17 protein-coding genes and 3 pseudogenes are annotated in these 21,681 nt (G+C 66.2%); 16 read left to right on the top strand and 4 right to left on the bottom strand.

Translation table 11 applies throughout. The annotated features are described in order from the left end of the window. Position 1 precedes the first annotated feature (1 nt). Positions 2–1,450, bottom strand: coding sequence for a septation protein SepH (gene sepH / locus QFZ40_RS11870; RefSeq protein ID WP_306904568.1), 1,449 nt, complete (start codon positions 1,448–1,450; stop codon positions 2–4). Positions 1,451–1,734: 284 nt separating this feature from the next. Between sepH and QFZ40_RS11865 the strand changes: the two genes are divergently transcribed. After that, entirely contained in the window at positions 1,735–2,034 is a 300-nt protein-coding gene (locus QFZ40_RS11865) for a DUF4193 domain-containing protein (RefSeq protein WP_306904567.1), read from the top strand. Here the strand turns inward: QFZ40_RS11865 and QFZ40_RS11860 are convergent, their stop codons facing one another. Then, a complete protein-coding gene (locus QFZ40_RS11860; protein ID WP_306904566.1) occupies positions 2,035–2,529 on the bottom strand; it encodes a DUF3093 domain-containing protein in 495 nt (164 codons plus the stop codon). A gap of 95 nt (positions 2,530–2,624) precedes the next feature. Here QFZ40_RS11860 and dut point away from each other — a divergent pair, with 95 nt between their 5' ends. From dut to QFZ40_RS11840, 4 genes are all read left to right on the top strand, one after another. Next, positions 2,625–3,167: a dUTP diphosphatase gene (dut, locus tag QFZ40_RS11855; RefSeq protein ID WP_373427428.1), complete on the top strand. Its 543-nt coding sequence runs from the start codon at positions 2,625–2,627 to the stop codon at positions 3,165–3,167. Positions 3,168–3,266: 99 nt separating this feature from the next. After that, on the top strand, positions 3,267–3,989 hold the full coding sequence (locus tag QFZ40_RS11850) for a DUF3710 domain-containing protein (RefSeq protein ID WP_306904565.1): 723 nt from the start codon (positions 3,267–3,269) through the stop codon (positions 3,987–3,989). After that, entirely contained in the window at positions 3,982–4,341 is a 360-nt protein-coding gene (locus QFZ40_RS11845; RefSeq protein WP_306904564.1) for a hypothetical protein, read from the top strand. Before QFZ40_RS11850 ends, QFZ40_RS11845 begins: the two co-directional genes overlap by 8 nt. After that, positions 4,338–5,093: a DUF3159 domain-containing protein gene (locus QFZ40_RS11840; protein WP_306904563.1), complete on the top strand. Its 756-nt coding sequence runs from the start codon at positions 4,338–4,340 to the stop codon at positions 5,091–5,093. The genes QFZ40_RS11845 and QFZ40_RS11840 overlap by 4 nt, the downstream gene beginning before the upstream one ends. On the opposite strand, the pseudogene QFZ40_RS11835 reads toward QFZ40_RS11840, so the two are convergent. Further along, positions 5,060–5,807: pseudogene (locus tag QFZ40_RS11835) on the bottom strand (potassium channel family protein). The gene QFZ40_RS11840 and the pseudogene QFZ40_RS11835 overlap by 34 nt on opposite strands. After that, positions 5,804–6,490 (bottom strand): annotated as a pseudogene (locus tag QFZ40_RS11830) (potassium channel family protein); the annotation flags it as partial. The pseudogenes QFZ40_RS11830 and QFZ40_RS11835, both read right to left, overlap by 4 nt. A gap of 129 nt (positions 6,491–6,619) precedes the next feature. Here QFZ40_RS11830 and QFZ40_RS11825 point away from each other — a divergent pair. From QFZ40_RS11825 to QFZ40_RS11775, 11 genes and pseudogenes are all read left to right on the top strand, one after another. After that, on the top strand, positions 6,620–8,596 hold the full coding sequence (locus QFZ40_RS11825; protein ID WP_306904562.1) for an APC family permease: 1,977 nt from the start codon (positions 6,620–6,622) through the stop codon (positions 8,594–8,596). Beyond that, positions 8,593–10,020 carry a class I SAM-dependent RNA methyltransferase gene (locus QFZ40_RS11820; RefSeq protein WP_306904561.1) on the top strand — a complete coding sequence of 476 codons (1,428 nt, stop codon included), beginning with the start codon at positions 8,593–8,595 and terminating at the stop codon, positions 10,018–10,020. Before QFZ40_RS11825 ends, QFZ40_RS11820 begins: the two co-directional genes overlap by 4 nt. 163 nt (positions 10,021–10,183) lie before the next feature. Continuing rightward, positions 10,184–13,009 (top strand): aconitate hydratase, encoded by a 2,826-nt coding sequence (locus QFZ40_RS11815; RefSeq protein ID WP_306904560.1) that lies wholly within the window; start codon positions 10,184–10,186, stop codon positions 13,007–13,009. A gap of 141 nt (positions 13,010–13,150) precedes the next feature. Next, positions 13,151–15,124: a 1-deoxy-D-xylulose-5-phosphate synthase gene (gene dxs / locus QFZ40_RS11810; RefSeq protein ID WP_306904559.1), complete on the top strand. Its 1,974-nt coding sequence runs from the start codon at positions 13,151–13,153 to the stop codon at positions 15,122–15,124. A gap of 32 nt (positions 15,125–15,156) precedes the next feature. Next, complete coding sequence (locus QFZ40_RS11805) at positions 15,157–15,732, top strand: DUF402 domain-containing protein (protein WP_373427473.1); 576 nt, start codon at positions 15,157–15,159, stop codon at positions 15,730–15,732. Further along, the gene (locus QFZ40_RS11800; RefSeq protein WP_306904557.1) at positions 15,729–16,289 is read left to right on the top strand and encodes a hypothetical protein; all 561 of its coding nucleotides are present in this window, start codon (positions 15,729–15,731) and stop codon (positions 16,287–16,289) included. Before QFZ40_RS11805 ends, QFZ40_RS11800 begins: the two co-directional genes overlap by 4 nt. Before the next feature lie 9 nt (positions 16,290–16,298). Further along, positions 16,299–17,276, top strand: coding sequence for an aldo/keto reductase (locus tag QFZ40_RS11795; RefSeq protein ID WP_306904555.1), 978 nt, complete (start codon positions 16,299–16,301; stop codon positions 17,274–17,276). A 12-nt stretch (positions 17,277–17,288) separates the two neighbouring features. Beyond that, positions 17,289–18,345: pseudogene (locus QFZ40_RS11790) on the top strand (nucleoside hydrolase). 122 nt (positions 18,346–18,467) lie between these two features. Continuing rightward, positions 18,468–19,289: an ECF transporter S component gene (locus QFZ40_RS11785; protein WP_306904554.1), complete on the top strand. Its 822-nt coding sequence runs from the start codon at positions 18,468–18,470 to the stop codon at positions 19,287–19,289. A 9-nt stretch (positions 19,290–19,298) separates the two neighbouring features. Beyond that, on the top strand, positions 19,299–20,054 hold the full coding sequence (locus QFZ40_RS11780; protein ID WP_306904553.1) for an energy-coupling factor transporter transmembrane component T: 756 nt from the start codon (positions 19,299–19,301) through the stop codon (positions 20,052–20,054). Beyond that, positions 20,051–21,565, top strand: coding sequence for an ABC transporter ATP-binding protein (locus QFZ40_RS11775; RefSeq protein ID WP_306904551.1), 1,515 nt, complete (start codon positions 20,051–20,053; stop codon positions 21,563–21,565). The genes QFZ40_RS11780 and QFZ40_RS11775 overlap by 4 nt, the downstream gene beginning before the upstream one ends. The last annotated feature ends 116 nt before the right edge of the window (positions 21,566–21,681 follow it).

Raw genomic sequence — 21,681 nt, 5'->3', positions numbered from 1 at the left:
GTCAGTCGCCCCTGGTCCCGAACACGATTTCATCCCAGGTGGGAATGCTCGAGCGCTTGGGCCTGGCCGGCTGCCGTTCCGGCACGTCGGCATCGCGCTCATTGCGTGCGCCGGAGGCATTGTCGTCAGCGGCCGGCGGCCGGGCCGTGCGCCTCTGGCCGCCGCCCAGCAGCTCGTCAAGGCCAACACTCGGCGGCGTGTTTCCTGTCTCCGGGCGGGCCGGGTCCTTTCCAGGGGCCACGTCTTTCCCGGGGGCAATGTCACCCTGTGTTGCAGTGTCATTCGGAGGGGCTTTGGCATTCGAAGAGGCAGTGTCATGTGAAGTGGCAGTGGGGGAGGCCGGGCGGAGCGGGGACGCCACAATGGTGATCTCCCGTGTATCGGTACTGACGCCGTCGTGCAGTTTAAGCGTGTCATCCGGGAATTCCCTGTGCGGCGGGATGAGGCTCAGCCGTGACAGCATCGATGGCCTGCCCTCGCGCCTGCGGGTGAGCGGATCCGCCGGGGCGGCCGGCGTTTCCTGGCCGGTACCGGCCGCGCCTGCCGGTGCAGTCTCGCGGTGTTCCGGTTCGGCGGGGACTTCCGATGGCCTGGGATGCGCCGCCGGGACGCCGTGGGTCAACAGAAGGGCAAGAGCATCGTCAGCGTCCTCGTCAACGCCGAGGCGCTGGCCGCGACGGGCTCGGAGCATGTCCAGGAGCCCGTCGGCATCCTTGCCCGGGTGCGGTGAGGCGGGTCCGGATGAGTGGCGGGCTGCTGCCGCGTCCGCATCCGTTTCAAAGTCGAAGGGCCGGTCCGATACGGCCGCAAGGCGGCGCGCCGGCACCGGCCCGTCCAGCGGCTCCAACTCACTGAGCTGCTGGGCCCAGCGGTTGGCATTCTGCAAGGACTTGCGTGCGGGGCTGAACGTCCAGAGTGCAGGCGGTTCCTCACCGATGCCGGATGTGCCCCCGGACTTCGCTTCGAAACGCGCGGCAACTGTCCAGCTGCCATCCGGACGCCGCCAGGAATCCCATTCCACCGAAGAGGGTTCAATGCCGTACGCCGAAAGCCGGTGGGCCACCATGTCATTCAGTGACGCAGGATTGTCACCAAAGACCGAGCGGTAGGTGTCGTGGCCGGGCGACGGTGAAGCCACCTCCAATTTCCGCGCCTGCTGGGCAACGTACTCCCGTTCGGCAAGGACCGGGCCCTCGTAGCGTTCGACCTTTGCCAGGGGCAGCCCGGAAAGCTCAGCCACATCCGCGGCGGTGGCGCCGCTGCGGATCCTCGACTGGATGTCCCGCGGGGACATGGGAACGGGAGCGGCCGCCGCCGCTCCTTTAACCGGAGGCCGGCTGGCCGCCCGCAGTGCTTCATCGATCGGCAGCCGGAACATCTCGCCGCCGGCACCGCTCAACAGGAGATGCGCTCCGTCGTCGTGCACGCCTACAAGCCGTAGATCCTGCATACAAATCCTCCACCCTGGCATTACTATCAATCGAAACTCTGCCACCCGGCGAGACGTTTTTGGGTTAGGAGCAAGGGCGCGCCGCGATATTCCGGGGCCCTTTCGGGCCTTGGGCCCGGGCCCTGGAGCGAATTGCCCGGCCACGGCGGAGAAGGCCAGCGTTTGGCTCTGGATTTTGGCTTCTGCTTGCGGAATGATGTGCCCCACGCGGGCACAAACGCGAGGTGCCGGGCGTTATCAAGGGTGATGCACCCGGGAATGGACAGGAGTGGGGTTAAGGGGAAATGGCCACCGACTACGATGCGCCGAGAAAGTCCGAAGAAGACCTCAACGAGGATTCGCTGGAGGAGCTGAAGTCGCGGCGGTCGGATAAGCCCACCGCTGTGGTGGAAGAGGACGAAAGCGATCTGGCTGCAGGCTTCGAGCTTCCGGGAGCAGATCTGTCAGGTGAGGAACTCCTCGTCCTGGTTGTCCCGCCGCAGGCTGATGAATTCACGTGTTCGTCCTGCTTCCTGGTCAGGCACCGTTCCCAGATCGCTCGCGAAAAGGACGGACGGTTCTATTGCAAGGAATGCGAAGGCTGATCAGGCCCGGTCGGAGGACAGGGCAGCCGTGAGCTCGTCAGGGCGCCTGGAGGAAGCCAGCCAATAGGGAGTGCGGTCGGACGGGTCAGTGATCTCTATCTTGACGACAGGATCTATCCATCCCCTGATGCAGAGGTAGGCCAGCCCGTTCAGGCGGGTACCGCGTTCCGCGGTTGCCTCCCTGCCACGGAACTGCTGGACGGTTCCGACGAACCTCCGTTCGATGGTGGCGCGGCCCACCGTGAGCGAATCCCCGGTGACAGTGATGGCGGGCGTGGAGAGCACCAGCAGAACAGCCATGACCGCGAAGAGCACTCCGGCCGCGGTGTATCCCGCGGGCATGCTGATCGGTGCGAACACCAGGATCCCGGCGCCGGCGATGCCGGCTGCAATAACCCAGACTCCCACGGTGGGCCACAGCTTTTCCCTGAAAATCACGGTGGCAGCGGCGGAAGGAGTCTCGGGAACAGGCGCGGTGGAGCTTGATTCGGGCATGCCCCCAGCTTTCCACCTTTCCGTGGCTATTTCATCTTGGGTCGGGGGAGGCCGGTCTGGGCTGAATTTGTTCGCGGGCGTTAGAGTGAGTGACTGTGACTGATGAACTTGCCACTGTTGAAACTGCTCCGGACGGGGCACCGCCGGCCACTGTGTCCGGCAACGAGGAAGCCTATGGGGCACCGACCCTGCAGGTCCAGCTGAAGATGCTTGATCCGGGGCTGGAGGCTCCGTCCTACGCCCACCCGGGCGACGCGGGCGCGGACCTGCGGGCCCGTGAGGATGTGGTGCTGCAGCCCGGAGAGCGGAAGCTCGTACCCACCGGTGTTGCCATTGCATTGCCGGACGGCTATGTAGCGCTGATCCACCCGCGTTCAGGACTTGCCACCAAGCAGGGGCTGACCATTGTCAATGCACCCGGGACAGTGGACGCGGGATATCGTGGGGAGATTTCGGTGACCCTGCTGAATACCGACGCCCGCCATGCCATCGAGCTGCGGCGCGGCGATAGAATTGCACAGATGGTGATCCAGCGGGTGGAGTACGCCCGGTTTGTCCCCGTCAACGAATTGAGCGGGTCGGTGCGCGGTGCTGGGGGATTCGGCTCCACCGGCGGATTCGCTGCCCCGAACCCCTGAACCCGCCCGCGGCGGGCCATTACCGGCTTCGGTGACGACGACGTGTGGCGGGACCTCCGGGCCGGCCAGGCATATTTACAACTAAGGAGACGACCCCCCATGGTTTTTGGGCTCGGCAGGAAAGCCAAGAAGGATCAAGTTGCCGGAGCGGAAGATTCCGGGGCACTGGAGGATCTGACAGATTCCGGGCAGGGCACGGCAACAATTGCCGGCCCCCGGGCTTCAGGGCCATTCGATGTCTCCGAAATCTCCAGCCGTGACGGCTACGTTGATCTTGGCGCACTGCTGGTTGCCCCCAGCGAGGGACTCCAGTTGAGGCTTGAAGTGGAGGAAGCCACCCAGCGTGTGGTGGCCGTGACGATGGATCTGGACGGCTCAAGCCTGCAGCTGCAGGCCTTCGCCGCACCCAAGTCCGAGGGCCTGTGGGATGAGATCAGGGAGCAGATCGGACAGTCCGTGGGCAGCCAGGGCGGCCAGGTCGAAGAAGTCCAGGGCGTGTACGGACCCGAGCTCATCGCCAAGCTGCCCGCCGGCGCCTCCGACGGAAGCCAGGGCTACCGCGTCGCCCGCTTCATCGGAGTGGATGGCCCGCGCTGGTTCCTGCGCGGGGTCCTGGGCGGCGCCGCAGCAATGGACCGTGAGGCCGCAGCTCCACTGGAGGCCCTTTTCCGCCAGATCGTGGTGATCCGGGGAGACAGCCCGATGCCGCCCCGGGACCTGCTGCAGCTTCGCCTTCCCAAGGACGCCACCGTCACTCCGCCGCCCGGCGCCCCTGACTTCCAGGAGCCCGAACGAGGCCCGGAGATCACCCAGATTGGCTGATTCCCCGTACGGGCCGGGCCCTTCCGGCAACCACGGCGTGCCGGTCAGCCTGCTGCCGGAAAAGGGCCGCGCCCTGTGCCACGGGCAGATCGAATCGGTCACGTACATGCCGGCAGACCAGACGGCAGCGTTTTCCGCCATGGTGACCGATCTCGAAAGCGAGCGGGCCGCCCCCCGGGCAGCCTCCGGACGGCGCAGCAGGCTGCGGGTTGTCTGGCTGGGGCGCCGACGGGTTCCAGGCATCGACGCCGGGAGCGAAATCCGGCTTGAGGGTATGGTCACCCAAAGCCACGGTATGCCCACGATGTTCAATCCACGCTACGAGATACTGTCCCGCCAGGAGAACCTATGACCTCGCCCCAGCAGCCCGAGCCGGCCTCCGGGACTCCCCGGCACGAGCCGGAGCCTTCCACCATGGCCGGACTCGCGGAGGGTTACGCGGCGAAGGCGGGGCTTCACCGGACCCATGACGGCCGGGTCGACGTGCTCCGGAGCGCCGGCGGCATCCAGGGCATTGCGGAGAGCGTCCTTCCCGGCCTGGTTTTCCTGATCGCTTTCACGCTCACGCAGGACCTGACGCCGTCACTAGTGGCTGCCCTGGCTTCGGCTGCCGTGTTTACGGTGGTCCGGTTGGTGCAGCGGCGCCCGCTGACCCAGGCTCTCGCCGGCGTAGTGGGTGTGGGGATCTCTGCGTGGCTGGCGAACACCACGGGAAAAGCCGAGGATTTCTACCTGCCCGGGTTCATCACCAACGCAGCCTATATCCTTGCCATGGTCATTTCGATCGCCGTCAAATGGCCGGTGGCCGGGCTGCTGTTCGGCTTCATCCGCAACGAAGGCATTGAATGGCGCAAGGATCCTGTGCGTGTGAAGGCTTACCGCCTCGGCACCTGGATCATCGTCGCCGTCCTGGGCCTCCGGCTCGTGGTCCAGGTCCCCCTGTACCTGATGGGCACGGACGGGCTGGCGGCTCTGGCCACTATGCGGCTCATTATGGGAGCCCCGCTGTACATCCTTGGCATCTGGATTGCCTGGCTTGTCACGCGGCCTGCTCCGGCCGCAGACGCAGATCAGCCGTCGAATCCGTCACCCTCGGCCACCTGAGCGTCAACAGACTGGAGCCCCTCGGGGTGTCCGGCCTGGTCCGCGGCTTCTACCTGCTCCGGCGACAGGAGGCTGCGGAGTTCATCCTCCCGCTGCGATGGTAGTGACGAAGAACAGCTCGTCGCCGCCGTCGATCACGTCATCCCGGCTGGGTGTAATGGGCGCGTGGTCGCGCAGGATCGCCACCAGGGTGGAGTCCTCGGGCCACTGGATCTCACCCACCGTCAGGCCGATGGCATGGGAGTCATGGGGGACGGTGAACTCCACGATGGAGGACACCCCGGTCTGAAGCGTGAGCAGCCGCACCAGGTCGCCGATCTCCACAGCCTCCTCCACCAGGGCGGTCATGAGCTGCGGGGTGTTGACGGCTACGTCCACGCCCCAGGAGTCGTTGAACATCCAGTCGTTCTTGGGATTGTTGACACGGCCCACGGTGCGGCCCACGCCGAATTCGGTTTTGGCCAGGAGGGAGACCACCAGGTTCACTTTGTCGTCGCCGGTGGCTGAGACTACGACGTCGGCGTCCTCCACCTTGGCCCCCTGCAGGGTGCTGAGTTCGCAGGCATCGCCCACCAGCCAGTGAGCCCCGCGGAGCCCGCTGCGGCCGATGACTTCGGGTTTAAGATCGATGAGCAGGATTTCATGTTTGTGGGACAGCAGCTCCCTGGCGATCGATGACCCGACGCTGCCGGCGCCGACGATAACAACTTTCACTGCGACTCCTTGACGGGTGCTTTGGCCAGGACCTGGCTGACCTGGGAACTGCGGTCCACCGGCAGCATGGCGTGCACGGTATCGCCGTCCTGATAGGCGGTCCCGGCGTCGGGAAGCATGCCTTCACCGAAACGCGTGAGGTACGCCACCCGGACGTCTGCGGCCTTTTCGATCTCGCCGATCCGGCGGCCGATCCAGCCGGCGTCGAGGTCCAGTTCGGCGAGCACCAGGCGGCCGGAAGGTTCACGGAAATCACCGGCAAGGTGCTGTTCCGGAAGGATACGGCGCAGGACCTGGTCGGCGCTCCAGCGGACCGCGGCGACGGTGGGGATGCCCAGCCGCTGGTAGATCTCGGCCCGGCCGGGATCATAGATCCTGGCAACGACATGCGGGACGTGGAAGGTCTCGCGTGCCACGCGGGTGGCCAGGATATTGGAGTTGTCACCACTGGAAACGGCGGCGAAGGCGTAGGCATCGGCAACTCCGGCCTGCATCAGGGTGTCCCGGTCAAAGCCCACCCCGGTCACTTTCCGGCCGGTGAACCCCTGGCGCAGCCGGCGGAACGCACGGTCGTCCTGGTCGATGATGGCTACGGAATGGCCGGCGTCCTCCAGTGTGTGTGCCAGTGTCGCCCCCACCCTGCCACATCCCATGATCACGAAATGCGCCACCCGTATCTCCTCAACTTTCCCAGCCCGTTGCTGCTGTTAGAACTCTACCGGCACTGCGGCGCTTAGAGCGGCCGGCCCCCCGTCATGACATAGCCCGCCTTCCGTCATGACATAGCCAGCGATTCAGACTAGCTTTGTGGGGTGTTGACAATACTGAATGCCGTGAAGCGGGTGCTGGTGGGCAGGCCCTTCAGGAACGACCGGCTGGCCCATACGCTGCTTCCGAAGCGCATCGCCCTGCCCGTTTTCGCCTCGGACGCACTGTCCTCGGTGGCCTACGCTCCGGATGAAATCCTCCTGACGCTTGCCCTTGCCGGGGTCAGTGCCGTGGCGCTCTCCCCCTGGGTGGGGCTCGCCGTGATGGTGGTGCTCCTAACCGTGGTCGCGTCATACCGGCAGAACGTGCATGCGTATCCTTCGGGCGGAGGCGACTATGAGATCGCCAACGTGAATCTGGGCAAGTTCGCCGGACTGACAGTCGCGGCGGCGCTCCTGGTGGACTACGTCCTCACGGTGGCTGTATCGATGTCCTCGGCCGCGGCGTACCTGACCACTGCCGTGCCTTCCCTGCATGGCAAGCAGGCCACCATCGCCACTATCGGCGTCGTAGTCCTGGCCCTGGTCAACCTTCGGGGCATCAAGGAAGCCGGCAGCGTTTTCGCCGTCCCCACCTACATCTTCATGGCCTCGATCCTGGGCATGACGGCCGTGGGCGTCTACCAGGCGGCCACGGGGCAACTGGGGGAGGCGCCGTCGGCCGGGTTTACGATCGTTCCGGCGCCTGGCTTCGACCAGGGGCTGGTGGGGCTGGCGGGCGCGTTCCTGCTGCTTCGGGCGTTCTCGTCGGGCGCCGCGGCCCTCACCGGCGTGGAGGCCATCAGCAACGGTGTGCCCAACTTCAAGGTGCCCAAGAGCAAGAACGCCGCCACCACTCTGCTGCTCCTGGGCGTCATCGGTGCCGCCATGCTGGCAGGCATCATCTATTTGGCCAACGCCACCAAGGTCCACATTGTGCTGGACCCGGCCAAGGAGTTCCTCCTGGACGGCAAGCCGCTTCCGGAGGACTACATCCAGAATCCGGCCATCAGCCAGATCGCGCAGACCATCTTCGGACCGGGGTCCATCCCGTTCTACATCGTGGTTGCGGCTACCGGCGTGATCCTGGTGTTTGCCTCCAACACGGCCTTCAACGGCTTCCCGGTGCTCGGCTCCATCCTGGCGCAGGACGGCTACCTTCCCCGCCAGCTGCGCACCAGGGGGGACAGGCTGGCGTACAGCAACGGCGTACTGGCCCTCGCCGCCGGTGCCCTGGTGCTCATCATCGCATTCAACGCCGACGTCACGAAGCTGATCCAGCTGTACATCGTGGGCGTCTTCATCTCCTTCACCATGAGCCAGCTCGGCATGGTCAGGCACTGGGGCAGGCAGCTAAAGCTGGCCAAGGACACGTCGGTCCGGCTCAGGATGGCCAAGTCCCGGACCATCAACAGCATAGGCTTCGGCATGACCGGCCTTGTGCTGGTCATCGTCCTGATCACCAAATTCGAGCAGGGAGCCTGGATCGCCCTGCTGGCCATGTTCGTGCTGTTCCTGATCATGTGGAGCATCCGGGCACACTACGACAACGTGGCCAAGGAGCTGGCCGTGGATGAGGACTCCTCGCCGCGTGCACTGCCGTCCAGGGTGCACGCCGTCCTCCTGGTCTCCCACGTCCGCAAGCCCGTCCTCCGCGCGTTGGCTTACGCCCGGGCCTCGCGGCCGTCACGGCTGGACGCCGTCACGGTGGACATCAACGCAGAGGAGACCGCTCACACGGTGGCGGACTGGGAGAAGCTGGAGATTCCCGTACCGCTCACCGTCCTGGCGAGCCCGTACCGGGAGACGGTCACCCCCATCATGGAATACGTGAAGAACATGCGGCGTGATTCTCCCCGCGACCTCATCGTGGTCTATATCCCGGAGTACGTGGTGGGCAAATGGTGGGAACAGCTGGTCCACAACCAGACCGCGCTGCGCATCAAGACCCGGCTGCACTTCGAACCCGGCGTGATGGTGGCCAGCGTCCCGTGGCAGCTCAAGTCGTCCGAAGAAGCGAAGAACCTGCAGGATATTTCATGAACCCCAAGACCCAGGCTGCTCCCCGCCCGGCCGCTGAGGCCGCCAAAGAACTGGTGCTCGACGTCGGTCCGGTGGCCCACGGCGGCCACTGCGTGGCCCGTCACGAAGGCAGGGTGATCTTCATCCGGCATGGCATTCCCGGCGAGAAAGTCCGCGCCAGGCTGACGGAGGCGGGGGAGACCGCCAAGTTCTGGCGTGCCGATGTGGTGGAGGTGCTGGATGCCTCGCCGGACCGGGTTGAGCACTTCTGGCACCTTGCCGACTCGGCGCGCGCATGGTCGCACGGCCACCCGCCGGTCGGTGGAGCGGAATTCGGCCACATCAGGCTTGCGCGGCAGCGCGCCCTCAAAGCAGCGGTGCTGGCAGAACAGCTTAAGCGGCTCGCCGGCGTCGAACTCTTTCCCGGGTCGGAAAACATGGGGGAATACCAGTCGGAGGGCGCGGCGGGCCTCGTGGAGGCGGTGGGTGAGGATCCGCAGGGCACAGAGGGAAAGCACGACGCCGAACGCGGGCTGCGGTGGCGGACGCGCGCCAGCTTCTCGGTCACCCCGGGCGGCAAGGTGGGCATGCACGCCCACCGCTCCGACCACATCATCCCCGTCCGGGACATGCCCCTTGCCGTGGACGGGATCAACCGGCTGCGCCTGTGGGATATGGACCTGCAGGGCATCGACCGGGTGGAGGTGGCGGCGCCCGCCAACGGTACGCGTCCCCTCGTGCTCCTCGCGCCGGCGCCGGGCACCAAGGCCAAACGGCTGGCCGCCATCGTCGCGCAGCTCCCGGATGACGTCTCCGTTGCCAGCTTCGACCCGCTCAAGGACGCGACCCTGCCGCTGCGCGGCCGGACCTGGGTCCAGGAGTCCGCCGCAGGACATGACTACCGCATCACCGGCGCCGGCTTCTGGCAGATCCACCGCGACGCGCCCGGAACGCTTGTGGGGGCCGTCACAGAATTCCTCCATGACGGAGGCTTCCTCGGGCCAGGCTCCGTCGTAGCGGACCTCTACGCCGGGGCCGGCCTGTTCACCGCGCCGCTGGCCGACGCGGTGGGGGAAACCGGCTCTGTCCTGTCGGTGGAAGGCGCACCGGGAACCAGCCGGGACGCCCGCAAGAACCTGCACGGCGCACCGCAAGTGGAGATCGTCCAGGGCCGGGTTGAGCGGGTACTCCGCCAGAAACCGCGGAATTTTGACGCACTGGTACTGGACCCGCCCCGGGCAGGTGCGGGAAAGGCCGTGGTTAGCCAGCTCGTCTCTGCGCATCCCCGCGCCATCGCCTACGTGTCGTGCGATCCGGCGTCATTTGCACGTGACGTTGGTTACTTTCAGCAGGAAGGATGGTCCCTGGCCGGCCTGCGGGCGTTTGATCTGTATCCGCACACCCACCATCTGGAGGCCGTCGCATTGCTGACACCCCGCCGGTGATGCTGTGACTATTTGCACTAGTATGGCGGTAGTAGTCCCACGTCGCGCTCCGTATTCACGGCGGCCACCTGCAATTCTTCGGGCCTGCACTAATTAGGACTTCCTAACTAGCAAGCGGTCTACCGCGCGACAAAGATGAAACTGTTGCGAGAGGAGTCCTGCGATGAGCACTGTGGACAGCTTCGGTTCAAAAGGCAAACTTAATGTAGCCGGAACCGAATACGAGATTTTCCGGTTGAACTCCGTTGAAGGTGCAGAAAACCTTCCGTTCAGCCTCAAGGTATTGCTAGAAAACCTGTTGAGGACCGAGGACGGCGCAAATATCACCGCCGATCACGTCCGCGCCTTGGCAGGCTGGGACCCCAACGCCCAGCCCGATACAGAAATCCAGTTCACACCTGCACGCGTGATCATGCAGGACTTCACCGGCGTACCCTGCGTGGTTGACCTGGCGACGATGCGTGAAGCGGTCAAGGAACTGGGCGGAGACCCCAAGCGGGTCAACCCCCTTGCGCCGGCGGAAATGGTCATTGACCACTCCGTGCAGATCGACGCCTTCGGTAACTCCGGCGCGCTGGAGCGCAACATGGAGATCGAATACCAGCGCAACGGTGAGCGGTACCAGTTCCTCCGTTGGGGCCAGACCGCGTTTGACGACTTCAAGGTGGTCCCGCCGGGAACCGGCATCGTCCACCAGGTCAACATCGAGTACCTGGCCCGCACCGTCATGACCCGTGAAGTGGATGGCGCTCTCCGTGCCTACCCCGACACCTGCGTCGGCACCGACTCCCACACCACCATGGTCAACGGCCTGGGCGTGCTCGGCTGGGGCGTCGGCGGCATCGAAGCCGAGGCAGCCATGCTGGGCCAGCCCGTCTCCATGCTGATTCCGCGGGTCGTGGGCTTCAAGCTGACGGGGTCCATCCCGGCCGGGGCGACCGCCACCGACGTGGTGCTGACCATCACTGAACAGCTCCGCAAGCACGGCGTCGTGGGCAAGTTCGTGGAGTTCTACGGCGAAGGCGTCGCTGCCGTGCCGCTGGCCAACCGCGCCACCATCGGCAACATGAGCCCGGAGTTCGGTTCGACCGCCGCCATGTTCCCGATCGACGACGTCACCCTTGATTACCTGCGCCTCACCGGCCGGTCAGACGAGAACGTCGCCCTCGTGGAGGCTTACGCCAAGGAACAGGGCCTCTGGCACGATCCTTCCCACGAGATCAAGTTCTCGGAGTACCTCGAGCTGGATCTGTCCACGGTGGTCCCCTCCATCTCGGGCCCGAAGCGTCCCCAGGACCGGATCGTGCTCACCGAGGCCAAAGACGAGTTCCGTCACGACCTGCTCAACTACGTCTCCCACCAGGCCGACGCCGGCACCGTGGACGAGTCGCTGGAGGAGTCCTTCCCGGCCTCTGACGCGCCGTCGTTCACCCAGCCCGACTCGCACGTGACGGACACGGACCGCATTCCGCCGATCTACTCCGCAGCTCACGGTGCGGCCGGCCGGATTTCGAACGCCGTCAACGTCAAGACCGAGGACGGCCGCGAGTTCGAACTGGACCACGGTGCGGTGGCGATCGCCTCCATCACGTCCTGCACCAACACGTCCAACCCCTCGGTGATGCTGGCGGCCGCGCTGCTGGCCCGCAACGCCGTCGACAAGGGCCTGACGTCCAAGCCGTGGGTCAAGACCTCCGTGGCTCCGGGCTCCAAGGTTGTCACCGACTACTACGAAAAGTCCGGCCTGACCCCGTACCTGGAGAAGCTCGGCTTCTACATTGTGGGCTATGGCTGTGCCACCTGCATCGGCAACTCGGGCCCGCTCGACGCCGAAATCTCCGAGGCCGTCCAGGCCAACGACCTTTCCGTCGCTGCTGTGCTCTCCGGTAACCGCAACTTCGAAGGCCGGATCAACCCGGATGTGAAGATGAACTACCTGGCCTCCCCGCCGCTGGTCATCGCCTACGCCCTGGCCGGCTCCATGGACTTCGACTTCGAGACCGACTCCCTCGGCCGGGACGAGGCCGGGAATGATGTGTTCCTGAGGGACATCTGGCCGAACCCGGTCGAGGTCCAGCAGGTCATCGACTCCTCGATTGACAAGGAAATGTTCGCCCGCGGCTACGAGGGCGTCTTCGACGGCGACGACCGCTGGAAGGCGCTCGACACTCCCGCCGGGGACACCTTCGCCTGGGACCCGAACTCCACGTACGTCCGCAAGCCCCCGTACTTCGAGGGCATGAAGGCCCAGCCGGAGCCGGTCAAGGATATCTCGGGCGCCCGCGTGCTGCTCAAGCTCGGCGATTCGGTCACCACCGACCACATCTCCCCGGCCGGTTCCTTCAAGTCCGACACCCCCGCGGGCCAGTACCTCCTGGCCAACGGAGTGGAGCGCAAGGACTTCAACTCCTACGGCTCCCGCCGTGGCAACCACGAAGTCATGATCCGTGGCACCTTCGCCAACATCCGCATCAAGAACCAGCTCCTGGACGGTGTCGAGGGTGGCTTCACCCGCGACTTCAGCCAGGCTGACGGCCCGCAGGCCTACGTCTACGACGCCGCGCAGAACTACCAGGCAGCCGGCACTCCGCTGGTGGTCCTGGCAGGCAAGGAATACGGGTCCGGGTCATCACGTGACTGGGCAGCCAAGGGCACCGCGCTCCTGGGTGTGAAGGCCGTCATCGCCGAAAGCTACGAGCGTATCCACCGCTCCAATCTGATCGGCATGGGCGTCCTTCCGCTGCAGTACCCGGCCGGCCAGTCCGCAGCAACCCTGGGCCTTACCGGCACCGAGGTGTTCGCGGTGGAAGGCGTCACGGCCCTGAACGCGGGCAGCACGCCCAAGACCCTCAAGGTCACTGCAACGGCTGAGGACGGCACGTCGACGTCGTTCGACGCAGTGCTCCGCATCGATACCCCGGGTGAAGCGGATTACTACCGCAACGGCGGCATCCTGCAGTATGTCCTGCGCCAGATCTCGGCGAACTAGCGGTTTTCTGAACCCAGCAGCACCCTTTCGAAGCCCCGGCCGGTCATCGACCAGCCGGGGCTTCGGCTGTGCGGTAAGTCTGGTCCTGCGGACCGAGGCGTTAGAGTTAATAGGCACGTCCACCACCCGAAGGAGGGGTCATTGGGAATCTTGGACACCATCCGGAATCCGCAGGACCTGAACGAGTTGTCACAAAGCCAGTTGGAGCAGCTGGCTGTTGAGATCAGGAGTTTCCTGATCACGAACGTCTCACAGACGGGTGGACACCTCGGCCCCAACCTCGGCGTCGTGGAACTGACGCTCGCCGTGCACCGCATCTTTGATTCCCCCCGGGACAGCATCATTTTCGACACCGGGCACCAGTCCTACGTCCACAAGCTCGTGACCGGCCGCCAGGACTTCAGCACCCTGCGCCAGCAGGGCGGGATGTCCGGCTACCCGTCCCGGGCAGAATCCGAACACGACATCGTGGAAAGCTCGCATGCGTCCTCGTCGCTGTCCTGGGCGGACGGCATCTCCAGGGCCCGGCAGCTCACCGGCGAGGGTGACCGCCACGTCGTCGCGGTCGTCGGGGACGGCGCGCTGACCGGCGGGATGGCCTGGGAGGCCATCAACAACATTGCCGCGGATAAGCGGCGCCGCGTGGTGATCGTGGTCAACGACAACGGGCGGTCCTATGCGCCCACGGTCGGCGGTTTCGCGGACTACCTGGCCTCCCTGCGGCCTACCATCGACTCCTTCCGCGCCGCGCCCGCCTATGAGGGCACCCTGGACTGGTGGAAGCGGAAGCTCCAGGATGGCGGTCCGATCGGGCAGTTCACCTACAAGAGCCTGCATGCCATGAAGAAGGGCATCAAGGACTGGTGGGCCCCGCAGGGAATGTTCGAAGACCTCGGCATGAAGTACATCGGTCCTGTTGACGGCCATAACCTCCAGGCAATGGAGCATGCCCTGTCCACCGCCAGGAACTATGCCGGCCCCGTCATTGTCCACGCCATGACCGAAAAAGGGCACGGGTATCCGCCGGCGCGGGCCCATGAGGCAGACCAGTTCCACGCTGTCGGAATTATCGATCCCGAGACCGGCGAACCGACAGGTTCCGCCGGCGCCCAGTCCTGGACCTCGGTCTTTGCTGACGAGATTGCAGCGATCGCCGATGAACGGGAAGACATCGTCGGCATCACTGGAGCCATGCTGATTCCCGTGGGCCTGCATAAATTTGCTGCCGCCCACCCGGACCGCGTCTTCGACGTCGGCATCGCGGAGCAGCATGCCCTGACGTCGGCCGCGGGGATGGCCTTCGGCGGGCTGCACCCGGTGGTTGCGGTCTACGCCACCTTCCTGAACCGTGCCTTCGACCAGCTGCTGATGGATGTCGCGCTGCACCGGGCCGGCGTCACCATCGTGCTGGACAGGGCCGGCGTGACCGGCCCGGACGGCGCAAGCCACCACGGCATGTGGGACATGTCCATGGTCCAGATCGTGCCGGGGCTCCACCTCGCTGCGCCCCGGGACGCGACGCGGTTGCGTGAGGAACTCCGCGAGGCCGTGGCGATCAGGGACGCCCCCAGCGTGGTGCGGTATTCGAAGGGGACCGTGGGAGCCGAAGTGGAGGCCACCGAACGGTTGAGCGACGGCGTGGATGTGCTCGCCCGCAGGCCGTCCGGATCCAGCGAGAACGATGTCCTGATCGTCAGCGTGGGCGCCATGTCCGAACTCGCCCTGGACGTCGCCAACAGGCTGGGAGCCCAAGGCATCAGCAGCACGGTGGTGGACCCGCGGTGGGTGCTCCCCGTACGGCGCTCCATCGTTGCCCTGGCGTCCCATCACCGGTTGGTGGTCTGCATCGAAGACGGCGTCCGCGCCGGCGGCGTGGGTTCGCGGATCCGTCAGGAAATGCGTGGTGCAGGGGTGGACACTGCCCTGAACGAAGTGGGCCTGCCTGCGGAGTTCCTTGACCACGGCACCCGGAGCCAGGTGCTGGAACGTGTCGGCCTCACCGCGCAGCAGATAACGCACGACGTCGTAGCGCAGGTCCTGGGGACCAAGGTCCCCTTCGCGCGTCCCCTGCCCGGGCAGCAACATCCCACCACCGGAAGTCTGCCGATCCTGTGACGGAATCGGACCCCCTGACATATCCGGGAACTGTGCGCGAGCAGGAGACCGCGGCCGTGCTTGACCGGGCACCTGCCGGCCTGGAACCGGGGCATCTGGTCGTCGCGCGGAACAGGAAGTGGAACGGAAAAGCCCACTGGGTGGTGCCTGGACGCTACCTCGGCGAAGACCGGCACGGCTGGTGGATTTTCCAGGGAAGCAACGAGTTCTGCTCGCGGCCCGGAGCCGCCTTCTACACCGAGTCCGACGCCGTGCTGCTGGTACCGCGATCCGGCGACTGGGTGGCCACCTTCTATGACGACGCCCACCCCGGCGGAGTCCGGATCTACGTTGACCTGGCCGTCGCCCACGAATGGAACGCGATCCGGCCCACAGTTACCGAGTTCCATGTGATCGACATGGACCTGGACGTGGTCCGCACCGCCGGCCGGGGAGTGTTCATCGACGACGAAGACGAGTTCGCCGAGCACCGCATCGCCATGAATTACCCGGCCCGCCTGGCCCAATCCCTCCAGGCGGCCGCGGACCAGCTTTATCAGGCCGTCAAGGCACAGCAGGCACCCTTCGACGGCACCGACCTCGAATGGTTCACGAAGGGACGCGCATGAGCGGGATCATCAGGGTTTACAAACGCGATGAAGAAGGAGTGCTGCACTTCCGCGAGGGCTGGTTCGATGAGGACTACAGCCAGTTCGTCATGAACTACGGCGTGGTGGGGCACCAAAGCAAAACCGAAGAGACGGACGTCCCCGACGCCGAGGCAGCCGAGGGGCTCATGGATGCCTTCGCCGCCCAGTGCGCTGAGGACGGGTATGCGGAGATCCCCGACGACGAGCAGTTCTGGGTGGTGGCCCAGTTCGCACTCAAAACCAAGGATGGAACGGATCGGGACCGCTACCTGGAGGAGAAGGCAAAGGACGCCCTCATCAGCCACCTGGCCTGGCGCGGGCTGGGCACCGTGGAACGGACGGAGTTTAGCGACTACAAGCTCAACATCGTCTGCCTCTGCCCCGAAGTCAACAAAGCCGTCAACGCGATCAAGGTCTGCAGCCGCGGAGAGGACCTGGACTTCACCAAGCTCAGCATCGGCGCCGCACCGTATAGCGAACCTGACAATTTCAAACTCAAGCACTCCGCCAAGCCTGCCTCCAGCTTCAGCCTCTAGGGTGGTTCCATGACTGAATACCGACGACTGGGAAACTCCGGACTGGCGGTCTCCGTGGTGGGGCTGGGTTGCAACAACCTTGGCCGTCCCAAAACGGCGACCGAATCCCAGGAGGGAACTGACGCCGTCGTGCACGCCGCACTGGATGCCGGAGTCACCCTCTTCGACGTTGCGGACTCGTACGGACGCGAGCCCGGGTTGAGTGAAACGATGCTTGGCAAAGCCCTCGCCGGAAGGCGTGATGAGGCGGTGGTGGCCACCAAGTTCGGGATGGACATGCGCGGCGCCAACGGCCCCGACTTCGGGGCCAGGGGCTCGCGCCGCTACATTATCCGGGCCGCGGAAGCTTCGCTGCGCCGGCTGGGAACTGACTGGATCGACCTCTACCAGTTCCATACGCCGGACCCGCAGACCCCGATCGATGAGACATTGTCCGCGCTGGACGACCTGGTCAGCAGCGGGAAGGTCCGCTACATCGGGCACTCCAACCGGGCCGGCTGGCAGATTGCCGAGGCCGAATTCGTGGCGCGCGCATCTGGGCTGACACGGTTTGTTTCAGCCCAGAACCACTACAACCTCCTGGACCGGCGGGCGGAGCTGGAGGTCATCCCGGCGGCCGAGGCCTACGGCATTGGACTGCTGCCCTACTTTCCGCTTGCCAACGGGCTCCTGACCGGGAAATACTCGCGGGACACGGCCCCCGCCGGATCACGGCTCAGCCATACCAGGACCAACCTGGTCCACGATGCTGACTGGGACCAACTCGAAAAGTTCAGCGCCTTCGCAGCCGAGCGGAACCTCTCCGAAATCCAGGTCGCGTTCTCCTGGCTGGCGGCCCAGCCGTCGGTCAGCAGCGTGATCGCCGGCGCTACGCGGCCTGAGCAGATCCGGACGAACGCGGCGGCGGTGTCCTGGATACCCGAGGCGGAAGAGCTGGCGGAGCTGGATTCGATTTTTCCCAGGGTCCCCAAAGTCGCACTGTTCTAGCGGAGGCCGGGAATGACAAGACTCCTCCTGGACGTGGACACCGGGATCGATGATGCCCTGGCACTGGCCTATCTGGCATCGCTGCCGGACGTCGAGTTCGTGGCCGTGACGGCGTCCGCCGGCAACGTGGACGTCCATCAGGTGGCACGGAATACCCTGGCCATGCTGGAGCTGTGCGGGCGTCGTGGCGTGGAGGTGGCCGTCGGGGCGGAAGCTCCCCTGGAAATTCCGCTGATCACCACTCCGGAGACCCACGGTCCCCAGGGCCTGGGCCACGCCGTCCTTCCCGCGCCGTCCGGATCCGTTTCCCGGCGAAATGCCGCGGATGCGTGGGTGAAGGCCGCCCGTGCCAGCCCGGGGGAGCTGATCGCCCTGATAACGGCCCCGCTGACGAACTTTGCCCTCGCGATCCGCAGGGAACCCCGGCTGCCTGAGCTCCTGGGCAAGGTGGTCATCATGGGTGGCAGCTTCTATCACCAGGGGAACACGACGCCCCTCGCCGAATGGAACACACACGTTGATCCGCATGCCGCGAAGGAAGTCTATGCGGCCTACCGCGGGCTGCCCGCGGACCGCCTGCCCATCGTCTGTTCCCTGGACACGACCGAGCGGATCGAGCTGCGGCCCGAGCATGTGCGCCTGCTGGCGGCGGAGGCCGGTTGTGCAGTGGAGGAACTCGTGCTCCCCGAGCAGCCCGAAGGCCTGCGCAGCCACTCCGACAACCCGCTGATCCGGCACCTGTCGGACGCCCTCAGGTTCTACTTCGAATTCCACCGGCACTACGACCAGGGCTACCTGGCCCACGTCCACGACTACTTCGCGGCCGGGGTTGCGGCCGGTACCCTCGAGTACTCCACCCGGCTGGCTACCGTGGACGTCGAGACCGAATCGCCGTTGCTCGCGGGGACCCACAGTGGCTGACTACCGCAACCTGTGGGGCCATCCGCACAATGCCCGGATCGTCTCGGACAACAACCCCGGCGCTGCATTCGATGAGCTCGTGAAGTCTGTTGGCGGCCTGGCACGGAGGTTGGCCGAAGGGGATGTCCGGCAGACTCCCAGCCGGTAAACTGGTGTGCGGTCCGGGGGAGCGGAAACGCTGGCCCGGGATTCTGCCGAGGTGACATAGGCAGTTGCATGCACGCCCTGAACCTTCCCGGCTGCGGAGCCAGAACCTTCAAAGGAAACATCATGTCATCCTCATCCCTGACACTGCCCGAAGCCGGCCAGGCCGCCTCGCGAAACCGCCGCATCCTGGAGATTCTGGGCGCTGCCGCCATCGCCGGTACCTATATCTTCCTGGTCCTCACGCAGCCAACGGACATTGCCAACGGTCCGGCGAGCTTTTCGGCCCTTGTCGCACTGGGCGGGTTCCTGCTCGGTGCAGTGCTCCTGATCCTTGCCGTACTGCCCGTGTTGCCCACATCCACCCTGGTCCTCATCCCGGTGGCCCTGGTCCTGAACGTGGTCCTTGGCCAGGTCATGGGCAGCACCGGATTGCCGTTCTACTTCGACGCTATCGGTACTGTCCTGATAGCCGTCCTGGCCGGACCCGCCGCAGGCGCCGCGACCGGCGCGCTGAGCAGCATTGTCTGGTCGTTCTTCAATCCCACGGTCCTGCCTTTCGCGGCGGGTGCCGCCCTGATCGGCTTCCTGGCTGGACTGGCCGCCCGTGGCGGCCTGTTCCGCCGCTTCTACCTTGCCCCCGTCGCCGGCTTCATCACCGGGATCCTCGCCGGCGTCGTCTCCGCCCCGGTTGCCGCGTTCGTCTTCGGCGGCACCTCCGGCCTCGGCACGGGTGCGATCGTCAGCGCCTTCCGCGCCATGGGCGACACGCTTCTGGCGGCGATCACCAAGCAGGCGCTGATCTCGGACCCCATGGACAAGGCAATCGTCTTCGCGGTCGCCGCGCTGCTGGTTTACGCCCTCCCGCGCCGGACCACCTTCCAGTTCCCCTTCGTGCGCCGCTTCCGGGTACTCGCAGGGAAGGCGCCGGCCACGCCCGCCGCCTGACTCCCTGCAGTGCGCCTCCACCCCTTCACCGCACTCACAGCGGCAACATGCACCGCGGTGACCACGACGGCGGCAGCGAGCTGGCCCCTGTCCCTTGCCGTGGCCATCGCCGCCTCCGTCCTGGCGGCGCGGGCACGGGTGGCAGGAAAGGTGCTGTCCGCGGCTGCGGTGATAGTTGTTCCCCTGTGCCTGTCGCTCCTGCTGCTGCACGGGCTCTTCTTTCCCGAAGGCCGGACAGTCCTGGCCGAGTGGGGGCCGGCCCGGGTCACCGCCGAAGGCCTGGAGTTCGCCCTGGACCTGGGTTCAAGAACGTCTGCCTGCGTCCTGGTCCTGCTCCTGTTCTCCTTCACCGTCAGCGTTCCTGACCTGGTGTCCGCCCTGGCGTCCCGCAGCGCCGTCCCGCCGCAGTTCGGCTTCGTGCTGGCCTCCACGCTGACGCTGGTCCCTGCGATCGTCGCGCGACTGGACCGGATCCGGCAGGCCCAGGAGGCACGTGGGCTGCTGTTGCGGGGCGGCCTGCTGTCCCGAATCGCTGCCCTGCGGCTGCAGATGGTGCCGCTGGTCATGGGGCTGATCGACGACGCCGGCATTCGCGCCCAGGCGCTCGACGCCCGGGGCTTCGGCGGCCCTGGACCCCGCACCAGCTACCGGCAGGTTGAGGATCCGCCCCGGCAGCGGCTCTTCCGCGCGGGTGCCCTGATCCTGGCAGCCGCGGCTGTCGTCCTCCGCCTGCTGGCTTCCTGGCCGGCAGCGTTGTCAGCATGACGGCAGCGACAGGTACGGTCCTGCGGGCGGGGATTGACGAGTTCACCTATCACGGAGGGACGGCACCTGTGCTGCGCGGCGTCGGACTTGGGATCGCTCCGGGGAGCCTGTCGGCCGTCCTGGGCGGCTCCGGGAGCGGCAAGTCGACGCTGGGCAAGCTGCTGGCCGGCTGGCTGCGCCCCGGCCACTCCGGGATGCTCCGCGGGGACCTGGAGCTTGGCGGGACGCACCTGGAATTCCGGGGTTCCCCCGCTGATCCGCGGATCAACCCTGCGGAATGGTCCCGGCGGGTCGAGTTTGTCCCGCAGGACGCGGCGGCCATGCTGTCGACAGTGCGCTCCACGGTCGCGGAGGAGCTGGCCTTCGGCTTGGAAAACCGGGGGATGCCACGGCAGGACATGTTTGGCGCGGTGGCCCGCGCAGCAGCCAGCGTGGGACTCTCAGGACTGCTGGACAGGGATCCGGCAACGCTCTCCGGCGGGGAACTGAGGCGGCTGGCCGTGGGCTGCGCGGTCATCACGGCGCCGGAGGTCCTGGTCCTCGATGAACCGCTGGCCTCGCTGGACGCGGCGGGCGCCGCGCAGATTTCCGATCTCATTCGGAGCCTCGTCAGCGGAGGTTCCGCGGTCGTCGTCCTGGGGCAGGTGGTGGACAGGCTGGCCCTGGAGGCAGGGCACTGGATGATCCTCGACGGCGGCACGGCAACTGCCGCCGGACGGCCGGCCCAGGTCATGGGATCGGCGGAGCTGGAGGCCTCGGGGGTGCGGTTTTCGGATCCAGCCGTTTCGGCGGTCCCTGCCCGTCCGGCCGGGACTGCCCCGGCCACCCGCAACGGGCCGGCGATCCTGGAATTGAGGGGAGTGGGATTCCGCTACCCCGCGGCTTCGCGCCCGGGGCCCTCTCCAGGAGATGTACTGCAGGATCTGGACTTCAGCCTCCGGGCCGGAGAGATTGTGGCCATCACCGGACCGAACGGGGCCGGCAAGTCAACGCTCCTGCGTCTCCTGATCGGGCTGCTCCGGCCCTCGTCAGGAGAGGTGCGGGTAGCCGGAAGCAGCATCGCCGGGGCGCCTGTGGGGCGGGTGGCGGCTTCGGTGGGACTCCTGTTCCAGCACCCGCGGGATCAGCTCTTTGAACGGACGGCGCTGCGGGAAGTGCGTTTCGGACTCCGTCCGCGATTCGGGCCCGAAGCCGCCACTTCCCGGGCCCTTGCCGCTCTTGACGACGTCGGCCTGTCCGTCGCTGCCTCCATCCACCCGGCGGACCTGCCGGCCTCACAGCAGCGCCTCCTCGCCCTGGCCACCGTCCTGGCGCGCGATCCTGCGGTACTTGCGCTGGATGAGCCGACCGTCGGACTGGACCGGCACGGTGTCGAGCGCCTGGGGCAGGTGGTCGGACAGGCGGCGGTGCGCGGGACCGGCGTCGTGTTCGTCACGCACGACGCCGGCTATGCCCGGGGAGCCGCGCACCGGGTCCTGGAGTTCGACGCCGGCCGGCTGCGGGAGGTTTAGCCCACACAGGCGGTGACCCACTGAACAGCCCGTTCCTTTGGATCAATGCCGCAATGCGGGTTCCCGGTCGGTTCCGTCGTTTTCCCTGACCGACGCGGATGCCCGGGGCGCATCAA

The organism is Arthrobacter pascens, assembly GCF_030816475.1.
GTDB classification, from domain to species: Bacteria; Actinomycetota; Actinomycetes; order Actinomycetales; family Micrococcaceae; genus Arthrobacter; species Arthrobacter pascens_B.
Note: the sequence above shows the minus strand (reverse complement) of the source record. Positions and strands in the feature narration are given on the sequence as shown.

What these genes read in the sequence shown, in the direction of transcription:
- sepH (WP_306904568.1), bottom strand. Translation starts at nt 1,450, where the DNA reads ATGCAGGATCTACGGCTTGTAGGCGTGCACGACGACGGAGCGCATCTC.
- QFZ40_RS11865 (WP_306904567.1), top strand. Translation starts at nt 1,735, where the DNA reads ATGGCCACCGACTACGATGCGCCGAGAAAGTCCGAAGAAGACCTCAAC.
- QFZ40_RS11860 (WP_306904566.1), bottom strand. Translation starts at nt 2,529, where the DNA reads ATGCCCGAATCAAGCTCCACCGCGCCTGTTCCCGAGACTCCTTCCGCC.
- QFZ40_RS11850 (WP_306904565.1), top strand. Translation starts at nt 3,267, where the DNA reads ATGGTTTTTGGGCTCGGCAGGAAAGCCAAGAAGGATCAAGTTGCCGGA.
- QFZ40_RS11840 (WP_306904563.1), top strand. Translation starts at nt 4,338, where the DNA reads ATGACCTCGCCCCAGCAGCCCGAGCCGGCCTCCGGGACTCCCCGGCAC.
- QFZ40_RS11820 (WP_306904561.1), top strand. Translation starts at nt 8,593, where the DNA reads ATGAACCCCAAGACCCAGGCTGCTCCCCGCCCGGCCGCTGAGGCCGCC.
- QFZ40_RS11815 (WP_306904560.1), top strand. Translation starts at nt 10,184, where the DNA reads ATGAGCACTGTGGACAGCTTCGGTTCAAAAGGCAAACTTAATGTAGCC.
- QFZ40_RS11800 (WP_306904557.1), top strand. Translation starts at nt 15,729, where the DNA reads ATGAGCGGGATCATCAGGGTTTACAAACGCGATGAAGAAGGAGTGCTG.
- QFZ40_RS11795 (WP_306904555.1), top strand. Translation starts at nt 16,299, where the DNA reads ATGACTGAATACCGACGACTGGGAAACTCCGGACTGGCGGTCTCCGTG.
- QFZ40_RS11785 (WP_306904554.1), top strand. Translation starts at nt 18,468, where the DNA reads ATGTCATCCTCATCCCTGACACTGCCCGAAGCCGGCCAGGCCGCCTCG.
- QFZ40_RS11775 (WP_306904551.1), top strand. Translation starts at nt 20,051, where the DNA reads ATGACGGCAGCGACAGGTACGGTCCTGCGGGCGGGGATTGACGAGTTC.